A 25,671-nucleotide genomic window follows, 5' to 3' on the forward strand; every position below is an offset into this window, starting at 1 on the left:
TCCTGATGAAATAATTGAGAAAAGATGGTAACTTAGATAAGGTGAGGATTTTCATTTTAATAGAGGAGAAAGTCTGAAATAATTATTGAAATCACTATCTCAAAAAGAATGCATGACAAATAAACCATCATTGGATGATTTTTTTAAAATTTATACGACAAAATCAAGATGCTTCTAACACATGATAACCATGGTTTTTAGCTAATAAAATCGCTTGTTCTACCGTGATTTCACGGTTTACTGGAAGAACATCCGATTTTAAATATAATTCAGCGTTATAGGCTTCTTTCTTTTTGAGAATATTGTAGATAGCTGTTAAAAGCATTCGTGCAATCGCAATAATTGCTCGTTTGTGACCACGGCGTTTTCTTAGCCGTAGGTAACGGTTTCGAATTTCGGGATGTTTTTCACTTTTAACCACTGCGGTTGCACATTGCACCAAAAGTGGTTTTATGTAACATCCAGCTCTTGAAATTCTTACTGACTTTTTCTTGCCGGCACTCTCGTTATTTGTGGGTGTAAGTCCTGCCCAGGAGCATAAATGCTTAGCTGTCGGAAACACGTCCATATCAACACCTATTTCGGAAACCACGGCAATGGCGGAAAAAATGTTTTTAAAAGACGGAACAGTTAAGATTAAGTTGATTTCATCATGGTAGGACGCGGCAAGTGAAAGAATAATTTTTTCAAGATCTGCTTTACGGGCTCCAAGGTCTTCATAATGTTGTTTAATAACCTTTAATTTTTCAGCCTGTTCAGATGTAATGTATCCATCAATAGCGAGCTCGAGTTCAGGAAGTTTATGCTTCATGGAGCCATGAATTAAAGGTTCTAAATCAAATGAGGTGTCTAATGGATCCTTTAGTAGCTTCTCAATAATGTTCATGGAGCTTTTGCCGAAGGTATCCGAAACAATATTTCCAAGCTGAATATTAGACACAGTTAAACTGTTTTGAAGACGGTTTTTCTCACTCGACATAAAGTTAGTCAGCTTGAAGCGATAACGCATAAGGTCACGAAGCTGCCTAATCTCAAGTGGAGGCATAAAGCTTCCGGCTACAAGATCATGTTTAAATAAATCAGCAATCCATTTAGCATCTTTTTTATCGGTTTTTTTACCGCGGATTGCCTTGACATACTTAGGATGCGCCAAGGTGATGTTACAGGAATCTTCTAGTACATTGAACACAGGAATCCAGTATTTCCCGGTAGATTCCATACAAACATCCTGACAATCATTTTCACAAAGCCATTGTGACAGCTCAAGCAATCCTTTTGTATAGGTTGAAAAGCGATGGCGTTTGTAAGTGGTTACTCCTTTGGAAGTGGAGGCAATACAAGCCACAACAAAGGATTTGTGGACATCAATTCCACAACAAATGGGATAAACAATTTTTAAAGCCATAGGGAAAACTCCTTTATAAGATTTATAGGGATAGACAACATTGACTGATTGCCCAGCGATAAACGAGTAATGTTTATACAAAGATAAGTCTGCGTGCTCGAAGTCACACTTATTTGTGCTTGGAAAGGCAATCTACACATATAAAAATGCGGTCACTCCACAACTGGAGCAGCCCACTCACCTCCGCGTGATTTGTAGTTGATTGGTATCCCTATGGCTATAGATTTGCCAAAATAACGCTCAGTGCAAACTTGTTTCATTACGTTTTGTGCCTTGAGCGAAGCGAAAGGAATGGATATAAAAATGATTAGATTTGACAATTACTTATTTCTTTTATTATTGAATGTTGTACCAATTTTTATTTATTATTATTATTTCCATAAAATGAAAACTAAGAATACAGTTCTTTTTACAAGTGTATATTGTTCCATCATATTAATTTTAGCCATGTCTTTTCCTTTAGAGATAGCTCCAGGTCATATATATGATTTAAGGACAATTCCTTGGTTAGTTGCTTTTTTGTATGGAGGATTTCCGGCTGGATTATTAACAACGATAGTGATGGCAATTTATCGATATATGATTGGGTACAATGAGGGCCTAATAGTTATGCTTATCATTGTTTTACTCACTTTACCTATTCTGTACGTAGCTATAAAGAAGTACAAGCAAGCAGAATCCTATGGAAAAAAAATAATGATTGCTTGTTTAATATCGCTTGTCCCAATAAGCATCGATTTAATTGCTACTTCATTTTTTACGAATAAGCTGACCTGGACATTTGTTATTTATTTATACTTATCTCATATTGTTACATTAAGTATTGCTGTCTATCTAATAGAGTCACTCTCTTATCAAGAGCGCAAGAAGGAACAAATGCAACAAACGGAACGAATAAGGTTGATAGGAGAAATGGCTGCATCAGTTGCTCATGAAATAAGAAATCCGTTAACTGTTGTTAAAGGATATACTCATTTATTAAAGGAAGCATCTAATATTACGGAGAAGCAAAAAGATATGCTTTTGCTTATGTCATCCGAATTGGTGCGGGCAGAAAAGATAATTAATGATTATTTATCACTGGCTCGGACGAATGAAGGGACAAAAGAACAGATCAATCTAGGTAAGCTTATAAAAAAAGTTGAAGAGCTTATGAGTCCCTATGCGCTTTTGAATAATGTGAAAATTTATAATCAAGTTCAAACAGAATGTATTATTGAAGCAGGGCAAGATGAAATTTTACAAGTATTTATTAATATAATTAAGAATGCTATTGAAGCAATCGAGGGAAAAGGTGAAGTGATTGTTTCTGAAAAAACCACAGAGAATTATGTAAAAATAAATATTGCAGACAATGGAAAAGGGATGACGGAAGAGGAGCTGAACAGATTAGGTACCCCTTTTTATTCAACGAAAACACAAGGAACTGGAATTGGTACGATGGTTTGTTTTAATATTGTACATCATTTGAATGGGAAAATAGAGATGAAAAGCAAAATGAACAAAGGAACTACGTGTTCTGTTTATTTACCAATCTTAAGTAAATAATAATATATAACATGTATGGATAGAGTATAAACAATACCGTCCATACATTTTTTTTGAAGAAAATAAAAACGCTTACAGGAAATTAGAAGGTATATGAAGAATGTTAATAAAGTGGGAAAGAATAATAGCATGTTTTTTTAGCATAATAGTATGAGAGAGTAAAAAAATAGAAATATTTTGAGTTATTGTTTATTTTGATTATTTTGTGACGTTAAACTCTATATTCGTGATAAACTTCACTTTTGTTTAAAAAAACTCTATTTTTTTGTCAAACTTACATTTATTTTTATTCAAAAAGTGGTATTATATTAAAGGAGTTTAATGATGGAGAGGTTGTACATCCTCTTCTACTGATAGAAAGAAGAGCATGATAGAGTATTTGTATTTGTACATACCTTCATTCATTTTAACTAGAGTTGGTAAAAATTATCTTTCGCAAATTTTTGTGCACTCAATCACAAAAAATTTGTTAATAACATTTAAGCGAAGAGCTTATAGTAAAGGAGAATCAGTTATGTCAGAAACTACTGCCCAAACAAATGCTGAGCAACAACTGACTGCAACATCAAATCAAGACCTATTGGATCAGTTGTTAAAGCCTGAGGTACAAGAATCATTGACAACATTAATCGAGCAATTACCAAAGTTAACTGAAATGGTTAATGGTTTATCTAAAACGTATGATGTTGTTCAATCATTATCACAAGACCAAGTATTTAAAAGCGATATTGTTGGCGCAACGACTGAAATGTTCGAGCCAGTTATTCATTCCGTTAAGGGAATGGCTTCAGCTACAATTGAAGCAAAAGATCGTGCAGATGCAAGCAATGAAACAATCGGTGTATTCGGGTTGATGAAAATGTTAAAAGACCCACAAGCACAAAAGATGTTCCGTTTTTTACAGAGCTATCTTCAAATTATGTCAGAACGTAATAATAAATAATCTTTCAAGTAGTCTTGCCTAGTCAGAAATGCCATTTCAAAAGGAGTTTGTTTTGTCAAACTGATAGGGAGCCTGCCAATACTTTTAAATGTAATAAGGACGGAGGATTTACTATGTCAAAACATATCGTTATTTTAGGTGCTGGATACGGTGGCCTATTAGCAGCTTTAAATGTTCGTAAATTTTACAGTAAAGCGGAAGCGACAGTTACCGTTATTAATAAATACCCAACACATCAAATTATCACTGAATTGCACCGTTTAGCAGCAGGTAATGTTTCTGAAAAAGCAGTTGCTATGCCACTAGAAAAATTATTTAAAGGAAAAGATATTGATTTGAAAATTGCTTCCGTTGATTCTTTCAATGTGGATACAAAAGAAGTTGTTTTAGGCGATGGATCTAAATTAACTTATGATGCATTAGTTGTAGCTTTAGGAAGTGTAACTGCATACTTTGGTATTCCAGGGCTTGAAGAGAACAGCATGGTTCTTAAATCTGCAGATGATGCAAACAAAATCTACAATCATGTAGAAGAGCGAATTCGTGAATATGCAAAATCAAGAAAACAAGAAGATGCTACTATTTTAATCGGTGGCGGCGGACTAACAGGTGTAGAACTTGTTGGTGAACTTGCAGATATCCTACCAGGATTAACAAGAAAATATGGCGTTGATTTCCGTGATATTAAATTGCTATTAGTAGAAGCTGGTCCGAAAATTCTTCCGGTTTTACCAGAAGACTTAATCGAACGTGCTACAAAAAGCTTGGAAAGACGTGGCGTAACTTTCTTAACTGGCTTACCAGTAACAAATGTTTCAGGCAATGTAATTGATCTAAAAGATGGTCAACAAATTATTGCTAATACATTTGTATGGACTGGCGGAGTACAAGGAAATCCACTTGTTGGTGTTTCTGGATTGGAAGTAAACCGTGGTCGCGCAACTGTTAATGAATTCTTACAATCCACTTCTCACCCTGATGTATTTGTAGCAGGTGATAGTGCAGTATACTTCCCTGCTGATGGAGATGGTCGTCCAGCACCACCGACTGCTCAAATTGCTTGGCAAATGGGAGAATTGATTGGTTATAATTTATATGCTTACCTTGAAAACAAAGCATTAGATACATTTGATCCAATTAACTCTGGTACACTTGCAAGCCTTGGTAGAAAAGATGGAGTAGCAATCGTTGGTGGAAGCTCAACTCCATTAAAGGGATTACCAGCTTCCTTAATGAAAGAAGCAAGTAATATTCGTTATTTATCACATATCAAAGGGCTATTCAGCTTAGCTTATTAATAGTAGTAAAAAAGATGAGATATGGTGCAATAGCACCGTACTCATCTTTTTTTTATTCTAACTAGGGATTGAATTTTCTTTGGTGGACATACAGAACAACTTATATGCAATCGGCGTTTTTATCCCACTCTTAGCGGAAAGTAAGACTCCCCCTCAAGCTTATGAACATATGAAGAAGATAGGTGGGAGATCCACTGTCCGTAAAAGTTCGATTAGTAACGATCCATTCACACTATCGAAGTTTAATTAAACCACTAGCAAGATTTATTATTGATAGAGGAAAAAGCTGAAGACCACAAATATCCATGTAACAGGTCTTATTCCGCAATTCATCACAAAGAAAAGTTGGCATAATATTTTACACAATCAATCCAGTCTGTGGATAAACGCCCATCTTTTATATAAGAGAAATATAATAGCCACAACTGTTCCTTACCATTAAAAAAAATAATAAATAGAATTATAAGGATAGAAAGGATAATTTTCATTCTTTTTCATAAGCTATTGGTAAATTGTGAAAAAGATAAAATTATCCTTTTTCTATTTTTTTCTCATCCACCATAACATGAAACGGTGATGGACAAAATTAAGCTATCGATGATTCTAAGGGAGTAGTAAAAATATGAAACGCTACATATTGAGTATATCTATTTTATCCATCTTTTTATTAACTGGCTGTTGGGATCAATCGGAGTTAAATCAAAATGCAATTGTTACAGGGATAGCAATTGATAAAGGGGATGACTATAAATATAAACTATCCATAGAGAGCACCTCTGCAACAGAATTAAATCCGAAAACCGCTCAAGGCTTAGCCCCTGCGATTGTTTATACCATAGAAGGAGATACAATTGGAGAAATTACCCATAAATTCAATATTGCTGTATCCACTCATTTGGTTTTTTCACATATGCGATTGCTTATTATTGGAGAAGAAGTTGCCAAAGAGGGAATTCTTAGTTTTATGGATTATTTCGACAGGGATAGAGAAATAAGGGATGACTTTAATATAGTGGTAGCTAAAGACACAGAAGCAGTTGATTTTTTGCGAATAACGAATGAATATCAAAAAGTCTCTTCTTTGAAAATTTTTCCACAGCTGGATAATATGTTAGATGAATGGGGAGGGACACCTGGAATTAAATTAAATGATTTTATTCGTACATACGCATCACAGGGGCAAGTTCCAGTTTTAGCAGCAATGAAAATACAGGGTGATAAAGAAAAAGGCGGCAATATGGATAATTTGAAAACGACGACCCCAGGAGCAGTTGCAAAAATTGATTCTTTAGCTGTTTTTAAATATGGGAAGCTGCAAGGGTATCTAGATTTATATGATACAAGAATTTTATTATGGATTCAAAATAAGTTGGAACGAACTGCTCTAACTGTTCCATATAATGAAAAAAAATTTTTTGCTTTGCGAATCATTCATTCTAAGACAAAGATTAAAGCTAGGCAAGTAAACGGCAGTCCACAAATTGATATATATGTCCATGCTGAATCTACGCTAGATGGATCTGATAAAGCAATAAAGGTTGCAAAGGTAAAAGCATTTGAAGAGTTTGAAGACCTGACTAATAGTTATTTAGAAATAGAATTTAATCAATTAATTGAAAAAATGCAAAAAGAATATGTGGCTGATATATTTGGATTGGGGGAAATATTTAGAGATCAAGATTACAAGCATTTTAAACAATATGAAGATAATTGGGATGTAGGTTTTAAAGAGGCAAAGATAAACGTCCATGTAAATGTAGAAATAAAGAGAAGTGGATTTAGAAACAACAGCTATGATATAAAGTAAATGTAGTTACTTGAATAATGGACTGCTTTATAGCTAAAGTACAAAATAAATCAATAAAATAGTAAGAAATAGTATTATTTAAAAAATATAAAAATAGGGTTATTATAGAAAGAAATAAGACTTTACAAAAAGGGGAGAGGTAAAAATGAATATATCTGAGGTTATCACAAGTAGAAGAACAATAAAAAAATTTACATCTGAAGAGGTAGATAAAGGGGTTATTTTGGAATGGCTACAACGGGCAAGATTTGCTCCGAACCATAAGATGACAGAACCGTGGCAGATTCTTTTTGTCGGCGAAAAGACCCGAGCAGAACTAAAACATAAAACAAACTTCGGAGATGCATCAAAGATAATTGCTGTTTTATCCCATAAAGGAAGGAACCAAATTGAGCGAGATGAAAATTTGTCCGCTGTATCCTGTTTTATTCAAAATTTCATGCTACAGGCTTGGGATGAAGGAGTTGGAACGTTTTGGAGTTCTGTTGGTTCCTCTTCTTTAGGACGTAAAACATTAGGAGTGAGTGAAGACTATGAAGTTGCTGGAGTCCTGGCAATTGGTTATCCTGACGAAATTATGGCACCTAAAGAACGAGCATCAATTGAAGAGAAAATTACTTATTTAGATTAACTGATTAAGTCGAAAATATTCCTTAATATAAGGAGAGGCGTAATAGAACATCTTACGCCTCTTTTTTCTATTTAATAGATATTAAACAAACTAACTTTTAGACCACAAATTGGATAGAATCCTCTTATTGCGGAAACTGATATAAGTCTATATAATAACGTGGTATATATTGCGAGTGGTATACTTTAAGGAGTAATGCATTTAGGAGGACTGTAAATGAAAAAATTGCTGTTACTTGCAACCGGGGGTACAATTGCCTCAGTAGAAGGAAAGGAAGGGCTAGTACCCGGTTTGTCTGCAGAAGAGCTCCTTCAATATTTTAAAAATGATATTCTCGAAGTGGATGTAACTTGCGAAATCATTATGAATAGAGATAGTACGAATATGCAGCCAGAACATTGGGTCATGATGGCTAAGACAATTGCGGAGCATTACCATGAATACGATGGTTTTGTCATTACACATGGTACGGATACATTGGCGTATACCTCAGCTGCCCTTTCTTATATGCTGCAAGATCTAAAAAAACCAGTGGTAATTACAGGTTCACAGGTCCCGATAAGTTTTAAACAAACAGATGCTAAGAAAAATGTAATGGATAGTATTCGCTTTGCTAAAGAAGATATAGGTGGCGTATTTGTTGTCTTTGACGGGCGAGTGATTATTGGCACGAGAGCAGTAAAAATGCGTACGAAAAGCTATGATGCTTTTGCTAGTATTAATCATCCCTATGTCGCGACAATAGAGGAAGGTCAGATTCATTATATATGGAAACCGGACAAGCCGACGACCGACTTGAAGGTGGATATAAGTATATGTCCAGATGTGTTTTTATTAAAACTACATCCAGGTACGAAACCAGAAATCTTTGACTTTATTAAACACCACTATAAAGGAGTTATTATCGAAAGCTTTGGTAATGGAGGATTACCCTTTGAGGAAAGAAGTTTATTGCCGAAGATTGAAGAAATGGTGAGTCAAGGGGTTGCTGTTGTTATATCTACTCAATGTTTGGAAGAAGGGCAAGACTTGTTATTATACGAAGTAGGAAGAAAAGTGGCTCAATACAATGTTATTTTATCAGCAGATATGAATACTGAAGCAATTGTTGCTAAATTAATGTGGGTATTAGGCAGCGAGTTAGCGATAGAGGAAATAAAAAACCGCATGGAAAGTCAAATTGCTTATGACCTTTCAGTAGATTGGGAGAATTAAAGGCTTGATTATTGTTGAAACCTCCTTCTATCGTGATTTACGATAGATAGGAGGTTTTTTAGTTAGGGTTTGATTAGATTAGGATTATCTACCTAATTTTGTTTCGGATTTATTATATGAATATTTAGAAAATATATAAACGTGGCTAAAGAAACAGCTTTTATCGTGTTTTATATGGATGTATTATCAATTTATCTAAAACTTTTGACCTGAAACGTTAAAAACCCATAAAAAAACGTGACTAAAGGATTATATACTAGTAGAATAATAGATAATATCATAGGTATCAAAGAATACATAATCGGGGTAATAGTATTTATTAGTAATAAGATGATAGTTTTAAGAATGCCTAATAATGAACCGAGATAATAGATCTAGGAGGTATGTAGTAGTGAAAAAAGTAGTAGTACCTGGAGTATTTCTAGCAGCATTATCTTCTCCCCTTTTCATGGAAGAGGTTCAAGCTGCTTCCAACATCAAGTATGTAGAAGTAAATGCAGGATCGGTATTAAATGTAAGGGGCGGTCCATCAGTAAGTACAAGTATTGTAACAACTTTAAAAGCTGGAGCAAAAGTAAATGTCCTTTCCGAAACAAATGGCTGGTCAAAAGTGGATGTGAATGGAAAAGTTGGCTATGTTTCTTCAAGCTTTTTAATATCAAAGCAAGAAAGTACAATCAAATATGTTTCCATTGACCCTTCTTCTACTTTAAATGTTAGAGAATCAGCTTCTACAAAAGGAAATGTGGTTACAAAGCTTAAAAATGGCACAAAGGTAGAAGTGGTTTCTGAATCGAATGGCTGGTCAGAAGTAAAAGTGAATGGAATAAAAGGATATGTAGCATCCGAATACATAAAAGCTGTTCCAACAGAGGAAAAGAAAACAACCGAAGTAGCAAATGAACAAAAAAAAGTAACTAAATACGTAAATGTCACTGCTGGTTCGAGTTTGAACTTAAGAAATAGTCCATCAAATTCCGCTTCTATTATTGTTAAATTGGCAAAGGATGTACCGGTAACCGTTTATTCTGAAACGAATGGTTGGGCAAAAGTAGAAGTGTATGGAAAACAAGGATATGTAGCAACGCAATATCTTGCAGAAAAGAAATCAAGTGTTAGTACAGAACAAGCGAAAGAAACAAATACAAGTACTAATAAAGAAACAACAACGAAGTATGTAAATGTTGATAAAAATTCTTCTTTAAATGTTAGAAAGGATGCAAATACAACTAGTTCTATTGTAACAAAGCTTTCTAGAGGGACTGCAGTAAGTGTTCTTTCAAGTGCAAATGGTTGGGATAAAGTAACAGTATCAGGGAAGACAGGCTATGTAAGCAATAGTTATTTGTCTGATAAGAAAATAACTGATAATACAACGAACAATAATCCAGGAACCGAAAAAGATAGTGGGAAAAGCACAACGGACAAAGCTACAACGCAAATCAGTAAGAAAGTCAATGTGCAATCTGGTTCTAATTTAAATGTAAGATCGACAGCTTCCACAAGCGGAACGATTAAAGGTAAATTAGCTGCAGGGACAGTAGTAACAGTATTGTCGGAGAAAAATGGCTGGTCTCAAATCAAGACCAATAATTTAGAAGGCTATGTAAGTAGCGAGTATTTAACAAGCGTTTCTACACCGACTACGCCAGAAAAAGAAACAGGCCAAAAAGATGAAGAAAAGCAGCCAGAAAAAACACCAACAGTAGAAAAGAAAGTCAATGTGCAATCTGGTTCTAATTTAAATGTAAGATCGACAGCTTCCACAAGCGGAACGATTAAAGGCAAACTAACTGTAGGGACAGTAGTAACAGTATTGTCGGAGAAAAATGGCTGGTCTCAAATCAAGACCAATAATTTAGAAGGCTATGTAAGTAGCGAGTATTTAACAAGCGTTTCTACACCGACTACGCCAGAAAAAGAAACAGACCAAAAAGATGAAGAAAAGCAGCCAGAAAAAACACCAACAGTAGAAAAGAAAGTCAATGTGCAATCTGGTTCTAATTTAAATGTAAGATCGACAGCTTCCACAAGCGGAACGATTAAAGGCAAACTAGCTGCAGGGACAATAGTAACAGTATTATCAGAGAAAAATGGCTGGTCTCAAATTAAAACAAATGACATAGAAGGCTATGTAAGCAGTGAATATTTAACAAGTATTTCTACATCTGCCCCTGAAACACCAGAAAAGGAAACAGACAAAAACGATGAGGAACAGCCAGAAGAAACACCAACACTCGTAGAAAAAATTGTTAATGTCCAACCGGGATCTAGCTTAAATTTAAGATCTACACCATCAACAAGCGGTACAATTCTTAGCAAGCTTTCGGCTGGAACGGTAGTAATTGTACAATCAGAAGAAAATGGTTGGTCTAAAATAAAAGTTAATAATTTAGAAGGCTATGTAAGTACTGAATTTTTATCTACAAAAGGCAATGGAACCTCTAATGCAACGATAAATAAGAATTATGTGAATTATAGCCTTACATTAGATGAAATGACGAATATTCAATTAAGCGTAAATCCACAAACAGACAAGAAGTATGATACCTACATCAGAGAAGATGCTATTGCATTCAAAACGGCTGATTCCACAAAAGGAACTGTGCTCGGCAATGGCTGGAGATTACGTGGAGGAGCAGGAACCGATTATTCTGTTGTAAGTACCTTAACTAGTGGGCAAGTATTAACAATCGTTTCCAAAGTGAAGGGAACAGATGGTTACTACTGGTATAAGGTAAATTATTCACAATCATGGGTTAGTGCTAGCAAAGAGGATACTGCATACTATCTTAACCCAGATAACTTTCTTAATAGTGAAACACAATCTCTTCAATTTCTAAAATTATCTGCAAAAGCAAATGTAGATGATAAGGAAGTAGATAGTAAAATATTAGCTGGAAAAGGAATCTTAGCTGGAAAAGCATCTTCCTTCGTAACCGCAGCTAATGCTTATGGTATAAATGAAATTTATTTGATTTCACATGCGCTTTTAGAAACTGGCAACGGGACGTCTACCTTGGCAAATGGCGTTGTTGTTAATGGTAAAACTGTTTATAATATGTATGGCATTGGTGCATATGACGGCTCTGCTGTTTCAAGTGGTGCACAATATGCGTATAATGCAGGCTGGTTTACTCCAGAAGCTGCTATTATAGGTGGAGCGAAATTTATTGCTCAAGGTTATGTTAATGCTGGACAGGATACTTTATATAAAATGAGATGGAATCCTGATGCAGCTGAGAAAACAGGAAAAGCAACACATCAGTATGCTTCAGATATAGGCTGGGCTACTAAACAAGTAAATCAAATCTATAACTTATATAGTCTATTAAGTTCCTATACTTTAAACTATGAAATTCCAACATACCAAATAAGCTCAAAGTAGAATAGAAGCTTTTTAAGGTTCACGTGAATGTTAAAAAGATAACTTCAATTTCTTATGTGTAAAAATCGTTTGGTTATAAGTAGGTAAATCAATTGTCTGGTTATAATGGTGTTTGGAAAGATTTTGTGCAATCTTTCTAAACATCACTCCAGATTGGATAGCAGGATCTAATGCTATCGGATTTCCTTTGTTATTAGCCGCGATTATATTTACATCTGCAGGAATGGCTCCTAGAAAATTTATATTTAATAATTGTAATATATCTTCAACTTCTTGGTTATTTCTATAAGAATTTACAACCAAGGATAATTCCAGTTCATTTTGTGATTCTAATATACCGATTACTCTATCTGCATCCTGTAAAGCAGTTTTGTCGGAGGTAGTTACAATAATCGCTTCATGAGCTCCATCTAATGCATAAAAAAATCCGCTTTCTAATCCCGAAGGAGAATCAATTAAGATAAAATCATACAGGGAATCTATCTGTTTAAGCATTTCTCTAAATGATTTCAGCTCCATCTCCGATAATCTTTTTTTACTACCAGGTACCAAATGAAGATTTTTCATAGTTCGATGTTTAACGATGATATGACTAAAGGAACACATTTTTTGCAAATAATCAGAGATATCTAGAATAATTCGGTTTGATAAGCCTAAAGGAATATCTAGATTCCGTAATCCAAAGTCTGCATCTATTAAGCAAACTTTATATCCCTTTAATGCAAGTGCACTACCTAGATTTGCAGTAACGGTTGTTTTCCCAACTCCTCCTTTCCCTGAAGTAATCGTGATAATTCGACTCATTCCCCAAATCCCCCTAAAAATTAAATAAACAAAAAAGTCGAATGACTTATATCCTATTTATGAGAAGTTTTGTTTATTTGCTAAACTAAAACCAGTGGGGATAAAAATCCACTAATAGAAGTTTTCCTTTATGTAAACATTAAATAATCAATTAATAGGAACGCTCAATAGAATGAAAGTGAACGTAATACAGAACAATTTTAATATGAAAAGTGTAGAAGAGCCATATGTAGAAACTACTATCTATTCTATTGGTTTTTCCACTTGTTTAGAGTGTTTTTCTCCTTTTTTGATAGAATTTAGGATGAGTAATAGGGAAAAAGGCTGATTAGGTGTAATAATTTATGGGATTGCTGAAAGTGTTAAGGAAAAAATGATTATCAAAGGAAGAAAAAAATTGAGCGTATGTACCTATTCGATGTGTTCGTAAATGTAGATAAAGAGAAAGGACACTTTACTTTTTCAGCATAGTTATAGTTAAGTGTCCTAAACATTTATCCCACACTTAATGGGCAGTAAGACTCAACCATAAACTTATGAGAACACGAGGAAGATAGGTGGGAGACCCACTATCCGTATAGGTCCGATTAGTTCAACTAACCATCAGAGGGGAGGAGGATTCCCCACACTGCTGGAAGTTTTCATTATAATTCTTGAATCGAACTATCAATGGAATAGGGGGGGAAATCAATCTCGCATTCAGATTCAAGAAGAAATTTTGCGAGTTGTTTTCCAATAAAGGGACCCATTGTTAGTCCTGATGCACCTAAGCCATTAGCAATTGTTAGTCCGGCGTATTGTTTCAGTCTTCCGAACACGGGAAGGAAGTCATTTGTAAAAGGCCGGAAACCTACTTTCACTTCATTCCATACTGCATCCGACAATCCAGGGGCATATAATAAGGCCTTATCGATGATCTCTTTAATCCCGGCAATTGTAATAGTATCAGATAACTCGGTTGTATTTTCGTGTGTAGCACCAATAACTATATTGTTATTTTCTAATGTTAATAAATACTGATCATGTGGCGGCATTACTACTGGCCAATCTGAACACAGATGATCAGTTAATTTTACATGGAGAATCTGTCCTTTTTGTGCTTTGACGTCAAAGGATAATTGAAGTGGTTCAAGTAATTCATTCGCCCAAACTCCAGCAGCAATCACAACCTCATCAGCATAGATAGTTGTGTTATCACTAAGTTTAACACCTTTAATTGTATTGTGTTCTTTTATAAGGGTACTAGTTGACTGGATAAAGGTAGCCCCTAATTGTTGGCTCGCATCTATAAGGGCATTACGTAATGCCCAACCATTTACCCTTGCTGCCCCGCTTATATGTAAAGCACTATATCCTGGAGCTAATAAGGGAAATAACGATTTTGCTTCTGTAGAGGTAAGAATATTTATATCGCCAATTTCTGGTGCCTCTATTTTTCGTTTTAATGTTCTCTCTTTCATTGCTTCTAATTTAGCTTCGTCAGAATGCAGGCTAAGCGCACCAACCTTTTTATAGCCAGTATTTAATTGATTGAAGCTATGTAATTCATTAACGAGAGATGGATAGTACTTTGCTCCTTCTCTAGCTAATACATACCATTTTTTGTTTCTACGTTGGGAATTCCATGGACAAATAATGCCCGCAGCTGCTTTTGTTGCTTGCCCTCGATCTTCTCTATCGATCACAACTACCTGAGCCCCTCGTTTGGCTAATTCAAATGTGATAGCAGCACCAAGTATTCCACCGCCAACAACTATTACTTTCTTCATATATTAATCAATTCCTTCACTTTGTAAATAACAAGTTTATTCTACTATAACATAATGTGTAATTTCATTAGAAGGATAGGTAAAAGAAGGCTATTAATTATGTAGCAGTACTTTTAAATGATGTGATAGTTTTTTTAGATAAAAAAGAAAAATGCAAAAAATGATGGGAATTGTCGATTGGAAACGATAAAATACTTCTATTAAGAACGGTTCTTTTATTTAATAGAATTGATACACTTATATTTTTTATAAAAATTTATAGGTGAAAAGTTTGAAAAAATTGTGAACAATTGAAGAAAAAAGCCATTTGAAACATAACTGTAATATTCCTATTACTTAAATGACAAATTATGATGTTATACTTCTATTTGTGGCGAAAGATGTTTTATATAAAGAACTTTCGTCGAAAACAGGGTTTTCGTTTGATTTATAGAGTAGAGAATACTATATTAAAAGGGTCTCTCTACCAATTGCATCCATAAACATAAAGAAAATACATAGATAAATATATTAGAAGAATTCTACATTAGACAATGTGCAGGGGGAAAATGGAAATGTTAAAAAAGAAACTAGTGATTCTAAACACGACAATACTACTTGGATTAGGTACTAGCTTTACCATCCCAGGAATCAATGCTCATGCAACTAGCGTTGCTCAACAAAAAGAATCTTTACAAAGCCAAATTTCAGACGCTCAAATTAAAATTGTAGAAGCACAAGAAGAATTGAAGAAATTAGAAGCACAAATTAAAAGAGTAGATAAGGCAGTTGAAGAAAATAAAAGTCTTATTAATGAAACAAAAGCTAAGATGAAAACAACCGAAAAAGAAATTGCTTCTCTTGAGAAACAAATAAAAGAATTAGAAGATAGAATTGAAAAGCGTAATAATGTATTAAAAGAAAGAGCACGTACCTTCCAAGAAAATGGGGGAAGTGTAGATTATATAGAAGTACTTTTCGGTGCTGCCAGCTTTAAGGAGTTTGTTGACCGTGTAGGAGCAGTAGCTACAATCATGGAAGCAGATCAAGACTTAATTGCAAGCAATGAAGCTGATAAAAAAGATTTAGAAACGAAACAAAATGAAATAAAAGAAAAATATGATGATTTAAACAATACAAAATTAGATCTTGAAGAAATGCAGAAGCAAAACCTAGAGCAACAGAAGAAAAATGAGCAAGCAAAAAAAGATTTAAAAGCAAAAGAAGCAGATAACAAACAACATAAAACAGAATTAGAACAAAAATATGGTTCTTTACAGTCTGTAGAACCACAAATTAAAAAAATGATTCAACAAAAAGAACAAGATAATATAAATCAATTGGTTGCTTCAACAGTTGGAACTAGTGAGAGTGCAAGTAAGACTTCAAATAAGACGTCAAGTTCCAATAAAACTGTGAAACCAAGTGGTGGAAAATCAAAAGCAATTACTGCTGGCTATAAGTATATTGGTAATTCGACTTATAAATTTGGCGGAGGTAGAACAGCTTCAGATATAGCAAATGGTCTATTTGATTGTTCTGGCTTTGTTAGCTGGGCTTATTCTCAGGCTGGATACAGCATTCCTGCTAGTACAGATGCTTTGAAAAACTCAGGTACTCGCGTATCTACAAGTGATATGCAACCAGGAGATTTAGTATTCTTTAATACTTATAAAACAGATGGACATGTTGGTATCTATGTTGGTGGCGGTAAGTTTATTGGTTCTCAAAGTTCTACTGGTGTTGCAATCGCATCTATGGACAGTGGATATTGGAAAACAGTATTTAATGGAAGAGTTGTAAGATTCTAATATTAGGATTTTAAGAAAGCATTACTTGATGAATGTCATCTTGTAATGCTTTTATGTTGTTTAACATATATTTACCCCATTTTTAAAAATATATGCCGTTTTAAAAGAGATATTTTAATATTTTATCCTACTCTTAATGGACAGTGAGACTCAACTTTAAGCTTAAGAGAATTCGTAGAAGATAGGTGGAAGATCCAACTGTCTGTAAAGGTTCTAATGATTCAACTAACCATCAATGGGGAAGGAAGGAAATTCCCTACTGATGGAAGTTTCACTTTATTTTTTCGTAATATTTCGATGTGCCTCATCTTGCAAGAAACAGCACTAATTTCCCTATAATAAGGGAGAATTCTTGACCAATTAACAAATTTATTATAAAATTTTTAATCGGAATCGTTTGGATTTATCCCACTTTTAACGGACAGTAAGACTCCTCCCTAAAGCTTATGAGAATAAGAGGAAGATGGGTGGGAGATCAACTGTCCGTAAAGGTCCGATTGGTTCAACTAACCATCAGTGGGGGAGGAAGGAAAAGCCCCACTGTTGGAAGTCTCATTTTATATTGACACCATAATAGGAAAAGTCTATTATTAAGTGTCGTGTATAAGTAGTAATATAGGAAACGTTCATAAAATAAATGATGATTTTCTTTAAATTAAATAGTAAATCTTTTCTTTAAATCGTAATGAATACGAAATGGTTGCAAACTAACGAGCTTTCTCAAAAAGGTATGGGGAATTAAACGGTCAATAAATGGAGAAAATAGGTAAGAGAATAGCTAAAATTATAAATATTTTATTATGGAATTTTGCGATTTTTGCTAGACTCTAATGATGGTATAAATAAGCATTTTGTTTCATCCTAATCTTAGAGGAATGTAAAACCCAACCGCAAGTTAAGATAAGCGATTTTTTGTATAAGAGATAGTTATATTAAAACAGAAATTACAAATAGAAAGGGGTAATTACTATGAAACTAGCGACAGTATCGAATATTACATTTGGATATGAACATGTTCCTTCTCTTGAAGGTGTCTCTTTCGAATTAGAAAGTGGAGAGTTTGTTGGAATCACAGGTCCGAATGGTGCAAGTAAATCTACTTTGTTAAAGCTATTATTAGGTTTACTGAAGCCTTGGTCAGGCAGTGTGAAAATAAATAAGCTTAATGCAAATGGAAAGAAATTAACGGTAGGATATGTGCCCCAGCAAATTTCCTCTTTTAATGTTGGTTTTCCAAGCACTGTGTTAGAGCTTGTTCGTTCTGGTAGATATCAGCGCAAGAAATGGTATGAAAGATTGAAAGACGTAGACCATGAGGCAGTGAAGAAGTCATTAGAAATGGTTGGTATGTGGGAGTATCGAAATAAGAAAGTTGGGGAGTTATCAGGAGGACAAAAGCAAAAAATTGTGATTGCGCGAATCTTGGCGTCAGAACCTGATTTACTTGTATTGGATGAACCAACAACTGGAATGGATGCGGATAGTAGGAAAGGTTTTTATGAATTTATGAAGCACCAGGTAATTGAACATAATAGAACGGTTGTCATGGTAACACATGATCAAGATGAAGTAGAGGATTATTTAGATAAAATCATTCATATTGAGAAAGGAGAAAAAGGCGGATGGAGATGTTTGAGCTTGAATTCATGCAAAGAGCATTTTGGGCAGGTGGGCTCATTGCAATAATCGCACCAATCATTGGGATATATTTAGTTTTAAGAAGACAGGCATTAATGGCAGATACTTTGTCACATATCTCACTAGCTGGAGTGGCGATTGGTTTTTTCTTTCAAACGAATGTGACGCTTTCTAGTCTTCTAGTTGTTATCGCTGGGGCAATTGGGATTGAATATATGCGAAGAGCATACCATACGTATTCAGAAGTATCCATTGCTATCTTAATGGCAGCTGGATTGTCATTTGCTTTGTTTCTTATGAGCTTATCAAGTGGTGGAATGACGACAAGCATGGATCAGTATTTATTCGGGAGTATCATTACAATCAGTAAACAGCAAGTAAATGTACTAGCAATTGTTACTGGAATTATTCTATTATTTTTTGTTTTCTTTACAAGACAGATGTATATAATGACTTTTGATCAAGATACTGCTACAACTAGTGGTATTAATACAAATATGCTATCGATTGCTTTTAGTATTTTAACAGGTATTGCAATTTCCGTTATCATTCCAACTATAGGTGTGTTATTAGTTTCAGCATTGTTAGTTTTGCCTTCTGCTTTTTCCATTAAATTAGTGAAAGGTTTTAAATGGGTATTTATCGTTGCAATTTTAGTAGCTGCTGTTAGTATTTTTACTGGCTTGTTTTCTTCTTATCATTTAGGAACTCCTCCAGGTGCAACGATTACTTTATTATTAGTGGTTATCTTGCTAGTAGGCTTTTTAAGTCAAAGGATTTATATGATGATTCGTCGTGCATCAAGTCAGAAGAATTATAAGAATGCAGCATAATAATAAGTAAGTAGTTCAGCTAATGTGGAGAAAATGCAAAATATTAGCCTGAATTTCCTATCAAAAAACAGCAGTATTAACACAATAAATAACATACAAAAACGCTTGGTCTAACTCCAAGCGTTTTTTAGATCTTTCTATTTTATTCTTCAACTAAAAAACTCTTTAATTTAAGCGGGTTTCTGTGCCCAAATCGTACGAAATTTGAGCATAGAAATAATCATTACTAAAGATAAGATAATCGCTCCACCATCCGTAATCGCACTTGGTAAAATCCCTAACACACCATAAACGTCGTTAACTGTTGTTCACATTGATGAAGGTATCATAATAGGTCCAGTAGCTTGAGTGATATTTACCACTAATATAACCCACCATAAAATTCTTGAACGGCTATTTAAAGCGAATATACCTAACGCATTACCTATAATGTATAAACATCCAACAATTCTAAAACCAAATGTAAATCCTGATGCAGCACCAGCAGGGTCAGCTCCACCTGCCATTTGCATCATTGTTTCAATTAACGGCGGATTAATAATAACAAAATTATGGATAGCTGTACCAATGGTAAAAATAATGGAGCATAAAACAATAGTAATTTGTAACTTTCTAGTTGCGGTTGAATCTGTTAATTGATATTTTGCTTTTTTCATCTAATGTATCCCCTTTCTGATTCTCCAATATTTTGCACCACTTTCAAAATAGAAGTGATATTTTTATACTCACTAAAATAATCAGTATCTCTACTTCAAATAATTTATCATTTTCCTTATATAGAATCTTGAGCCTCTCGTTCAATTTTTATATAAGTCCTGAGACTTAATCTCTAACAGCAAATTAAACTAAAACTTCTTCCGTTCCATAATCCTGCTGTGTTAGTTTAAGAACATTTCTCCATTGAAATTGAACTACTTAAATAAAAAGGTTGGGACATAACTAAATAGAGACTCTGTAAAGACGAACACTTTCTAATTTAGCTAGTAAATAGTGGCTGCTTTCGCATACTTTTTACAAGAGGAAATATGATTAGTTGGGAAAACAGAGCAGCTGGAATACACGTAGACTCCTGTGAGATTAGCGAGACAGTCTGAGACCCCGGAGTGTGGAGGCTCATCAGCGCGAGCCCCACGGAAAGCGAAGTGCATTCCGGCTGCGGGGAACCGCACTAAACTTCATGGAAACCTCCTTTTAAAAACAAATAAAAAACCAAACAATTATACGGAACTTTCATCAGCACCTTCGTATAATTGTTCGGATTTATCCTTGGCTGGAATACGTATGTCCCAGCCTTTTTTTTGTATAAAAGAGCAGGTTAATAACCTTTTTGGTAGTCCACCAAATTAATCGGCAATGGTTCTTCTTTTAAATAGTGGTTTGCGTTAACCAGCAAAATATCTTCTATAACTCTACTATTATAATGTTCTGTAGAACCAGATGTATGTGGAGTTATAATAACGTTATCCAATTCCCATAATGGGCTTGATTGCTCTAATGGTTCTGTTTCAAATACATCTAATCCTGCTCCTAAAATCTCACCGCTTTTTAAGGCTGAGATTAAATCTTCCTCTTTCACTATTTCGCCACGCCCAATGTTGATAAAAAAGGCAGATTTTTTCATTTGGTTAAATTGCTCTTTTTGAAATAGATGGTACGTATCATCTGTTAAAGGAAGTGTGACCACTACATAATCACAGAGAGGAAGCACTTCATTCAATTGATCTGAAGTATATAATTCATCTACATAGTCGGTAGGCTTACGTGAATTTCTTACACCGATAATATGCATATCAAATGCTTTAGCAATTTTAGCTGTTTCAAGCCCAATTGCTCCTACGCCGATAATGCCAATTGTTTTTTTATGCGCTTCTAATTTAATATCTGTTCCGTCCCACTTTTTGACTAGTTGATTTCGAACATAGGCATGGATATTTCTTGTAAATCCTAGTAAGAGTGCAAAAATTGTTTCGGATATAGGATAGCTATGTACGCCATTTGCGCTTGTAATATAAATATTTTTTTTCTGCAATTGATTTAATGGGAGTGAATTTACACCTGCACTCCATGTTTGGATCCATTTCAGTTGGTCATTTTGTAATATGGTTTGTAAATTAAAGCTGCTTTTCCAGCCAACAATAATTTCGGAATCGATTAAATGGTTTTCCCAATCATCCGGTTTTAATGCATGAATGATTTGCCAGTCTGAAAATGCTGACTGAATTTTTTCCAAAAGGGAAGGATGAAGAGAATGGGTAATCAATATTTTTCTTTTATTCATTTAGGGGAACACTCCTTTATCGTAAAATTTTCTAATTTCTATTGTATCAAAATATGTGATAATTGTAATGATTTTGATTATTTTCATTAAAACACACATGAAAACTAAAGAGTTGGTTAGGAAATAGAAGTATTATCGGTAGTTATTAAAGAATGAACTTGCTATAATATTAATGCTATTATTTGGTACGAATTGCTATTAGTAAAATAATGATACATGTAGAAATGATGAATTATTGATAACAGGAGATGAAGTTTTGAATACAGAAGTAATTATTTTATTGACGAGTGATATTCATGGAAATATCTTCCCATTGAATTATGGAGATAATACGTCGTCTGCTGTAGGCTTAGGAAAAGTTGCTACTGTTATAGCAAATGAAAGAGCCAAAAATCCAAATACGATTGTAATAGACAATGGCGATCTAATACAAGGAACACCGTTAACTTATCATTATGTAAATTTTTTAGCAGACAAAAAAAATCCAATGATCACTATCTTAAATGAATTAAAATATGATGCGGCTGTTATTGGAAATCATGAATTTAATTATGGCTTACCTATTTTAAAAAGCGCAGTCGAAGAATCGAATTTCCCCTGGCTATGTGCCAATATTGTGGAAGAAAAAACGAAAAATCCATTTTTGGGAACTCCTTATATGATTAAAACGATAAATGACTTTAAGATTGCTATCCTAGGTATAACAACCCATTATATTCCGAATTGGGAAAATCCGCATAATATTAAAGGACTTCAATTTTATGATGCTTTTGATAGTGCGAAAGAATGGGTCAATCTCATTAAGGAGGAAGAGCAGCCAGATGTTCTTATCATCTCTTATCATGGTGGCTTTGAACGGAATCTTGAAACAGGTGAGCCGACAGAGGTATTGACTAGGGAGAATCTAGGATATACCATTTGTAAACAAATAGATGGAGTAGATGTCCTATTAACTGGTCATCAACATCGAGAATTAACTGGGAATATAAATGGTACAGAAATCATTCAACCAAGCAATAATGGTAAATTTGTGGGCAAAATTACATTGGTATTAGATGATAAAGGGGAAGTAATCGAGAAAAGCTCTGAATTATTATCCGTAGCAGAAGTAGAAGCAGACAAGAATATTCTTCTATTAGCAAAGGAATATGAAGAAAGTACCCAAGAATGGTTAGATACGCCAATTGGTCATATTGATGGGGATATGTTAGTAACAGATCCAATGACAATTCGCTTAGGAGACAATCCACTTATCGAATTTCTTAATAAAGTGCAAATGGATGTAGCGAAAGTGAAAATCAGCAATACTGCCCTTTTTAATAATGCCTCGCCAGGATTTAAACCAAATGTAACGATGAGAGATATTGTATCAAATTATATTTATCCTAATACATTTAAAGTACTTGCATTAACAGGAAAAGATATTCGTGACGCGTTAGAACAAAGCGCCAAATATTTTGCCTTAAATGATGAAGGCGAGCCGATAGTTAATCCTTCTTTTGTGTATCCAAAGCCTCAGCATTACAACTATGATATGTGGGAAGGGATTGAATATATACTTGATTTATCTAAACCAATAGGACAAAGAGTCATTCTATTAAATTTTGATGGCATGCCAATAAACGAAGAAGCGATTTATGAAGTTGTAATGAATAACTATCGAGCAGGAGGCGGTGGAAATTTTTTAATGTTTAAAAATAAACCTGTTGTTCGAGAGGTTCAATTTGATGCTTCTGAATTGATTGCTAATTATATTATGGAGAGAAGAATCGTTTCTGCTACTTGTAATCATAACTGGAAAGTTATTTGGTAAAGCAATAACGTTTCTAAAGAATTATAATTGAAAAAATCAGTTATTATCTTTGACTAGAATGTGTATTGATAATAGCTGATTTTTTCTTTTCCTAAAGTTCATTGACAAGTTCTTATATTTCCTTTTTAATATTGTTAATATTAAAAAAATTAAATGGTGTTAGGGGATGGAGATCGTTGAGCAAACCGATAATAGGGATAACGGGTGCATACATTTTTAAAAATAAATTTATGGAAGGTACCTATGTTCATCATGACTATCAAAATACAATTGCGGCAAATGGTGGATTACCGATTATCCTTCCATTTGTGGAGGAGGCATTGTCTATCGAAATGGTGGATCTTTGTGATGCGGTTCTTTTAAGCGGTGGAGAAGATGTTGATCCCATCTTGTTCGGAGAAGATCCGCATCGAAACATTGGAGATACAATTCTTTTGCGAGATCAAGTAGAGTTACAAATAATTAAAAGAGCGATGGAAACGAATAAACCGATACTAGCAATTTGTAGAGGAATTCAAATTTTAAATGTTGCTTTAGGAGGAACACTTATTCAGGATATCCCCTCTCAATTACCTGATAGTATTAAACATACCCAGTCTGTGAGCAGAAGCTTGGATTCCCATTTTGTATCAATTAAAGAGAACAGTAAATTAGCAGCAATTATTGGAGAGGGAAAAACAAGAGTAAATAGTCTTCATCATCAAGCAATTGATAGTTTAGCTGAAGATTTAGAAGTCGTTGCAACTAGCAGTGATGGTATTATTGAAGCGGTAGAACATAAAAATTATCCTCATTTTTTATTGGGAATTCAATGGCATCCTGAATCTATGGCCTCTACTAATGAAAAAATGAATCGAATTTTTGCCGAATTTATAAAAAGTATAAAGTGAAACTTCCATCAGTGGGGGTTTTTTCCTTCCTCTCCCACTGATGGTTAGTTGAACCAATCGGACCTTTACGGACAGTTGACCTCCCACCTATCTTCCTCGTATACTCATAAGCTTGAGGGGGGAGTCTTACTGTCCGTTAAGAGTGGGATAAAATAGGAAAATCTAACAGGATACATTAATAAGGGCTTAATAATAGAAGCTTTTTAACCATATAAGATAAAGCACTAGTGTTGCATAAATAGTGTCATAATTTTCAGTTTACTCACCTTCCCTGTTTAGAGGCAAAAAAGTAAATACCCAATCAAAGGTGGCCTCATCCATTTGGAAATTTATTTACAATTAGACTTTTGCAACGACGACAATTTGCATATTTAAGGGATGGCTTTTCCTTCAATCTTTCGAAGCCAAACATTCGCTGGTTTCCACAATGCAGCCCTTAGATAACGGCTAATCTGTAAGGTTTTTCGCTTGCTTCTGGTCTCGATTTGCACGAGAACATGTAGGCAAAAAACAATTAGTGCGATAAATACTTGATTTTGAATCGCCCATTCGCTTTGACCGTAGAACTTTTTGATGCTGAGATGTTGTTTGATCCATTTAAAAAACAGCTCAATTGCCCACCGTGATTTATACATTTCTGAAATTTCTTCGGCGCTTAAATCAAAACGATTTGTAATTAAATGAAGTTCATTTCCTTTTGAGTCCATCACTTTTAGAAGCCGAAAGTAATTTTCAGCACGGTTTTGAGTCGTACCTATCAACACCATTTGGTCTGATAAAACAGCTGTATCCTTGGGTAGCTTAAAATCGTAAACGTTCCGTATGACTGCATTTTTGCGTAGCCGTGAAAGAAAGAAGTAGCCATCATCAGTCATGCGATCAAAGCGCTCGTAGTCTAGATAACCACGGTCAAACACATACATGCATTCCTTGTCATCCACCATGATTTCAAGCTGACCACGGTCATGTTCTTTTGCCGTTGTCATAACGGCCTTTTCAGGATAGGATATACCCTTTTCCATAAACACAAGGCGCAAATGTAACTTTACACCTGCTTTTGTTTTGCGGAATTTAGCCCATTTATGATTGGTCAAATTAAGTGGCAATGTGCTTGAATCAATGATTTTTAACGGCATCACGAGTTTCGTGTAATGCGTTTTGGCATGAATTTGTGACACTAAATCAAGGAAAAGCCTTTGAAATAGATCAGGGTTTATGCCGTTTAACCGCCGTGACAACTGAGAAATACTAATAGAATCAAGGTCTATCCCTTTTTGAAGCTGGTCATCGAAAAGACAATCACCCAGCGCATGCAGACTTTCAATTTCTTGTAGCTGCGCAAAAAGTAGTAATTTTAGAAATGACTCTGTCGTTAATTTTTTCGTATAGTAATCTAATTTCATCGTTTTCACGTTTTCTTCAAATAATTGAAGATTTATAGGTGAAAACCATTGTCCAAATGAAGTTTTTCGTGTAATCTTGTCCATGTGATGGTCCTTTTTTAGTGGATTTGGACGGGTTACCACCTGACTAATCCATTATAAAGGACTTTTTCTTTGCGCAAAATAATAATATTGAACATTTTGAGTATTTTTAATAGTGAATTTAAATTAATGCAACA

Annotated in this window: 18 protein-coding genes and 1 pseudogene; 13 read left to right on the top strand and 6 right to left on the bottom strand. The window is 34.5% G+C overall.

Going from position 1 to position 25,671, the window contains the following annotated elements; genetic code table 11:
- Positions 1 to 163 precede the first annotated feature (163 nt).
- The gene (locus NKG37_RS15445; protein WP_016205480.1) at positions 164 to 1,405 is read right to left on the bottom strand and encodes an IS110 family RNA-guided transposase; all 1,242 of its coding nucleotides are present in this window, start codon (positions 1,403 to 1,405) and stop codon (positions 164 to 166) included.
- A gap of 303 nt (positions 1,406 to 1,708) precedes the next feature.
- On the opposite strand from NKG37_RS15445, the gene NKG37_RS15450 reads away from it, so the two are divergent.
- The 8 genes and pseudogenes from NKG37_RS15450 to NKG37_RS15485 all read left to right on the top strand — a co-directional run bounded on the left by NKG37_RS15450 (position 1,709) and on the right by NKG37_RS15485 (position 12,235).
- Positions 1,709 to 2,953: an ATP-binding protein gene (locus NKG37_RS15450; RefSeq protein WP_254414911.1), complete on the top strand. Its 1,245-nt coding sequence runs from the start codon at positions 1,709 to 1,711 to the stop codon at positions 2,951 to 2,953.
- 514 nt (positions 2,954 to 3,467) lie between these two features.
- Positions 3,468 to 3,896: a DUF1641 domain-containing protein gene (locus NKG37_RS15455; RefSeq protein WP_016200870.1), complete on the top strand. Its 429-nt coding sequence runs from the start codon at positions 3,468 to 3,470 to the stop codon at positions 3,894 to 3,896.
- Positions 3,897 to 4,009: 113 nt separating this feature from the next.
- Positions 4,010 to 5,194 carry an NAD(P)/FAD-dependent oxidoreductase gene (locus NKG37_RS15460; protein ID WP_016200871.1) on the top strand — a complete coding sequence of 395 codons (1,185 nt, stop codon included), beginning with the start codon at positions 4,010 to 4,012 and terminating at the stop codon, positions 5,192 to 5,194.
- 203 nt (positions 5,195 to 5,397) lie between these two features.
- Positions 5,398 to 5,636, top strand: a pseudogene (locus NKG37_RS15465) (amino acid permease); the annotation flags it as partial.
- A 180-nt stretch (positions 5,637 to 5,816) separates the two neighbouring features.
- Positions 5,817 to 7,001: a Ger(x)C family spore germination protein gene (locus NKG37_RS15470; RefSeq protein ID WP_254414912.1), complete on the top strand. Its 1,185-nt coding sequence runs from the start codon at positions 5,817 to 5,819 to the stop codon at positions 6,999 to 7,001.
- Between the two features lie 145 nt (positions 7,002 to 7,146).
- The gene (locus tag NKG37_RS15475; protein ID WP_224427847.1) at positions 7,147 to 7,632 is read left to right on the top strand and encodes a nitroreductase family protein; all 486 of its coding nucleotides are present in this window, start codon (positions 7,147 to 7,149) and stop codon (positions 7,630 to 7,632) included.
- A 216-nt stretch (positions 7,633 to 7,848) separates the two neighbouring features.
- The gene (locus NKG37_RS15480) at positions 7,849 to 8,847 is read left to right on the top strand and encodes an asparaginase (protein WP_101730117.1); all 999 of its coding nucleotides are present in this window, start codon (positions 7,849 to 7,851) and stop codon (positions 8,845 to 8,847) included.
- A gap of 391 nt (positions 8,848 to 9,238) precedes the next feature.
- Positions 9,239 to 12,235 (top strand): SH3 domain-containing protein, encoded by a 2,997-nt coding sequence (locus tag NKG37_RS15485; protein ID WP_254414913.1) that lies wholly within the window; start codon positions 9,239 to 9,241, stop codon positions 12,233 to 12,235.
- A gap of 30 nt (positions 12,236 to 12,265) precedes the next feature.
- On the opposite strand, the gene minD is transcribed toward NKG37_RS15485, so the two are convergent.
- Complete coding sequence (minD, locus tag NKG37_RS15490) at positions 12,266 to 13,039, bottom strand: septum site-determining protein MinD (RefSeq protein ID WP_101730115.1); 774 nt, start codon at positions 13,037 to 13,039, stop codon at positions 12,266 to 12,268.
- 644 nt (positions 13,040 to 13,683) lie between these two features.
- Positions 13,684 to 14,808 (bottom strand): NAD(P)/FAD-dependent oxidoreductase, encoded by a 1,125-nt coding sequence (locus NKG37_RS15495; protein WP_254414914.1) that lies wholly within the window; start codon positions 14,806 to 14,808, stop codon positions 13,684 to 13,686.
- 554 nt (positions 14,809 to 15,362) lie between these two features.
- Between NKG37_RS15495 and NKG37_RS15500 the strand changes: the two genes are divergently transcribed.
- The 3 genes from NKG37_RS15500 to NKG37_RS15510 all read left to right on the top strand — a co-directional run bounded on the left by NKG37_RS15500 (position 15,363) and on the right by NKG37_RS15510 (position 19,069).
- On the top strand, positions 15,363 to 16,598 hold the full coding sequence (locus NKG37_RS15500) for a coiled-coil domain-containing protein (protein WP_016200878.1): 1,236 nt from the start codon (positions 15,363 to 15,365) through the stop codon (positions 16,596 to 16,598).
- A 969-nt stretch (positions 16,599 to 17,567) separates the two neighbouring features.
- Entirely contained in the window at positions 17,568 to 18,284 is a 717-nt protein-coding gene (locus NKG37_RS15505) for a metal ABC transporter ATP-binding protein (protein WP_016200879.1), read from the top strand.
- On the top strand, positions 18,221 to 19,069 hold the full coding sequence (locus tag NKG37_RS15510) for a metal ABC transporter permease (protein WP_254414915.1): 849 nt from the start codon (positions 18,221 to 18,223) through the stop codon (positions 19,067 to 19,069). The genes NKG37_RS15505 and NKG37_RS15510 overlap by 64 nt, the downstream gene beginning before the upstream one ends.
- Before the next feature lie 308 nt (positions 19,070 to 19,377).
- Here NKG37_RS15510 and NKG37_RS15515 read toward each other — a convergent pair whose 3' ends face one another.
- Both NKG37_RS15515 and NKG37_RS15520 read right to left on the bottom strand, forming a co-directional pair.
- Complete coding sequence (locus tag NKG37_RS15515; RefSeq protein ID WP_254414916.1) at positions 19,378 to 19,725, bottom strand: hypothetical protein; 348 nt, start codon at positions 19,723 to 19,725, stop codon at positions 19,378 to 19,380.
- A gap of 659 nt (positions 19,726 to 20,384) precedes the next feature.
- Positions 20,385 to 21,347 carry a D-2-hydroxyacid dehydrogenase gene (locus NKG37_RS15520; RefSeq protein WP_169188305.1) on the bottom strand — a complete coding sequence of 321 codons (963 nt, stop codon included), beginning with the start codon at positions 21,345 to 21,347 and terminating at the stop codon, positions 20,385 to 20,387.
- Positions 21,348 to 21,603: 256 nt separating this feature from the next.
- Here NKG37_RS15520 and NKG37_RS15525 point away from each other — a divergent pair, with 256 nt between their 5' ends.
- Positions 21,604 to 23,160: a bifunctional metallophosphatase/5'-nucleotidase gene (locus tag NKG37_RS15525; RefSeq protein WP_016200883.1), complete on the top strand. Its 1,557-nt coding sequence runs from the start codon at positions 21,604 to 21,606 to the stop codon at positions 23,158 to 23,160.
- 176 nt (positions 23,161 to 23,336) lie between these two features.
- Entirely contained in the window at positions 23,337 to 24,050 is a 714-nt protein-coding gene (locus NKG37_RS15530) for a gamma-glutamyl-gamma-aminobutyrate hydrolase family protein (RefSeq protein WP_169188306.1), read from the top strand.
- Positions 24,051 to 24,421: 371 nt separating this feature from the next.
- Here NKG37_RS15530 and NKG37_RS15535 read toward each other — a convergent pair whose 3' ends face one another.
- A complete protein-coding gene (locus NKG37_RS15535; RefSeq protein ID WP_169187985.1) occupies positions 24,422 to 25,537 on the bottom strand; it encodes an IS4 family transposase in 1,116 nt (371 codons plus the stop codon).
- Positions 25,538 to 25,671 lie beyond the last annotated feature (134 nt).

It is taken from the genome of Niallia sp. RD1 (assembly GCF_024219955.1).
GTDB classification, from domain to species: Bacteria; Bacillota; Bacilli; order Bacillales; family Cytobacillaceae; genus Niallia; species Niallia alba.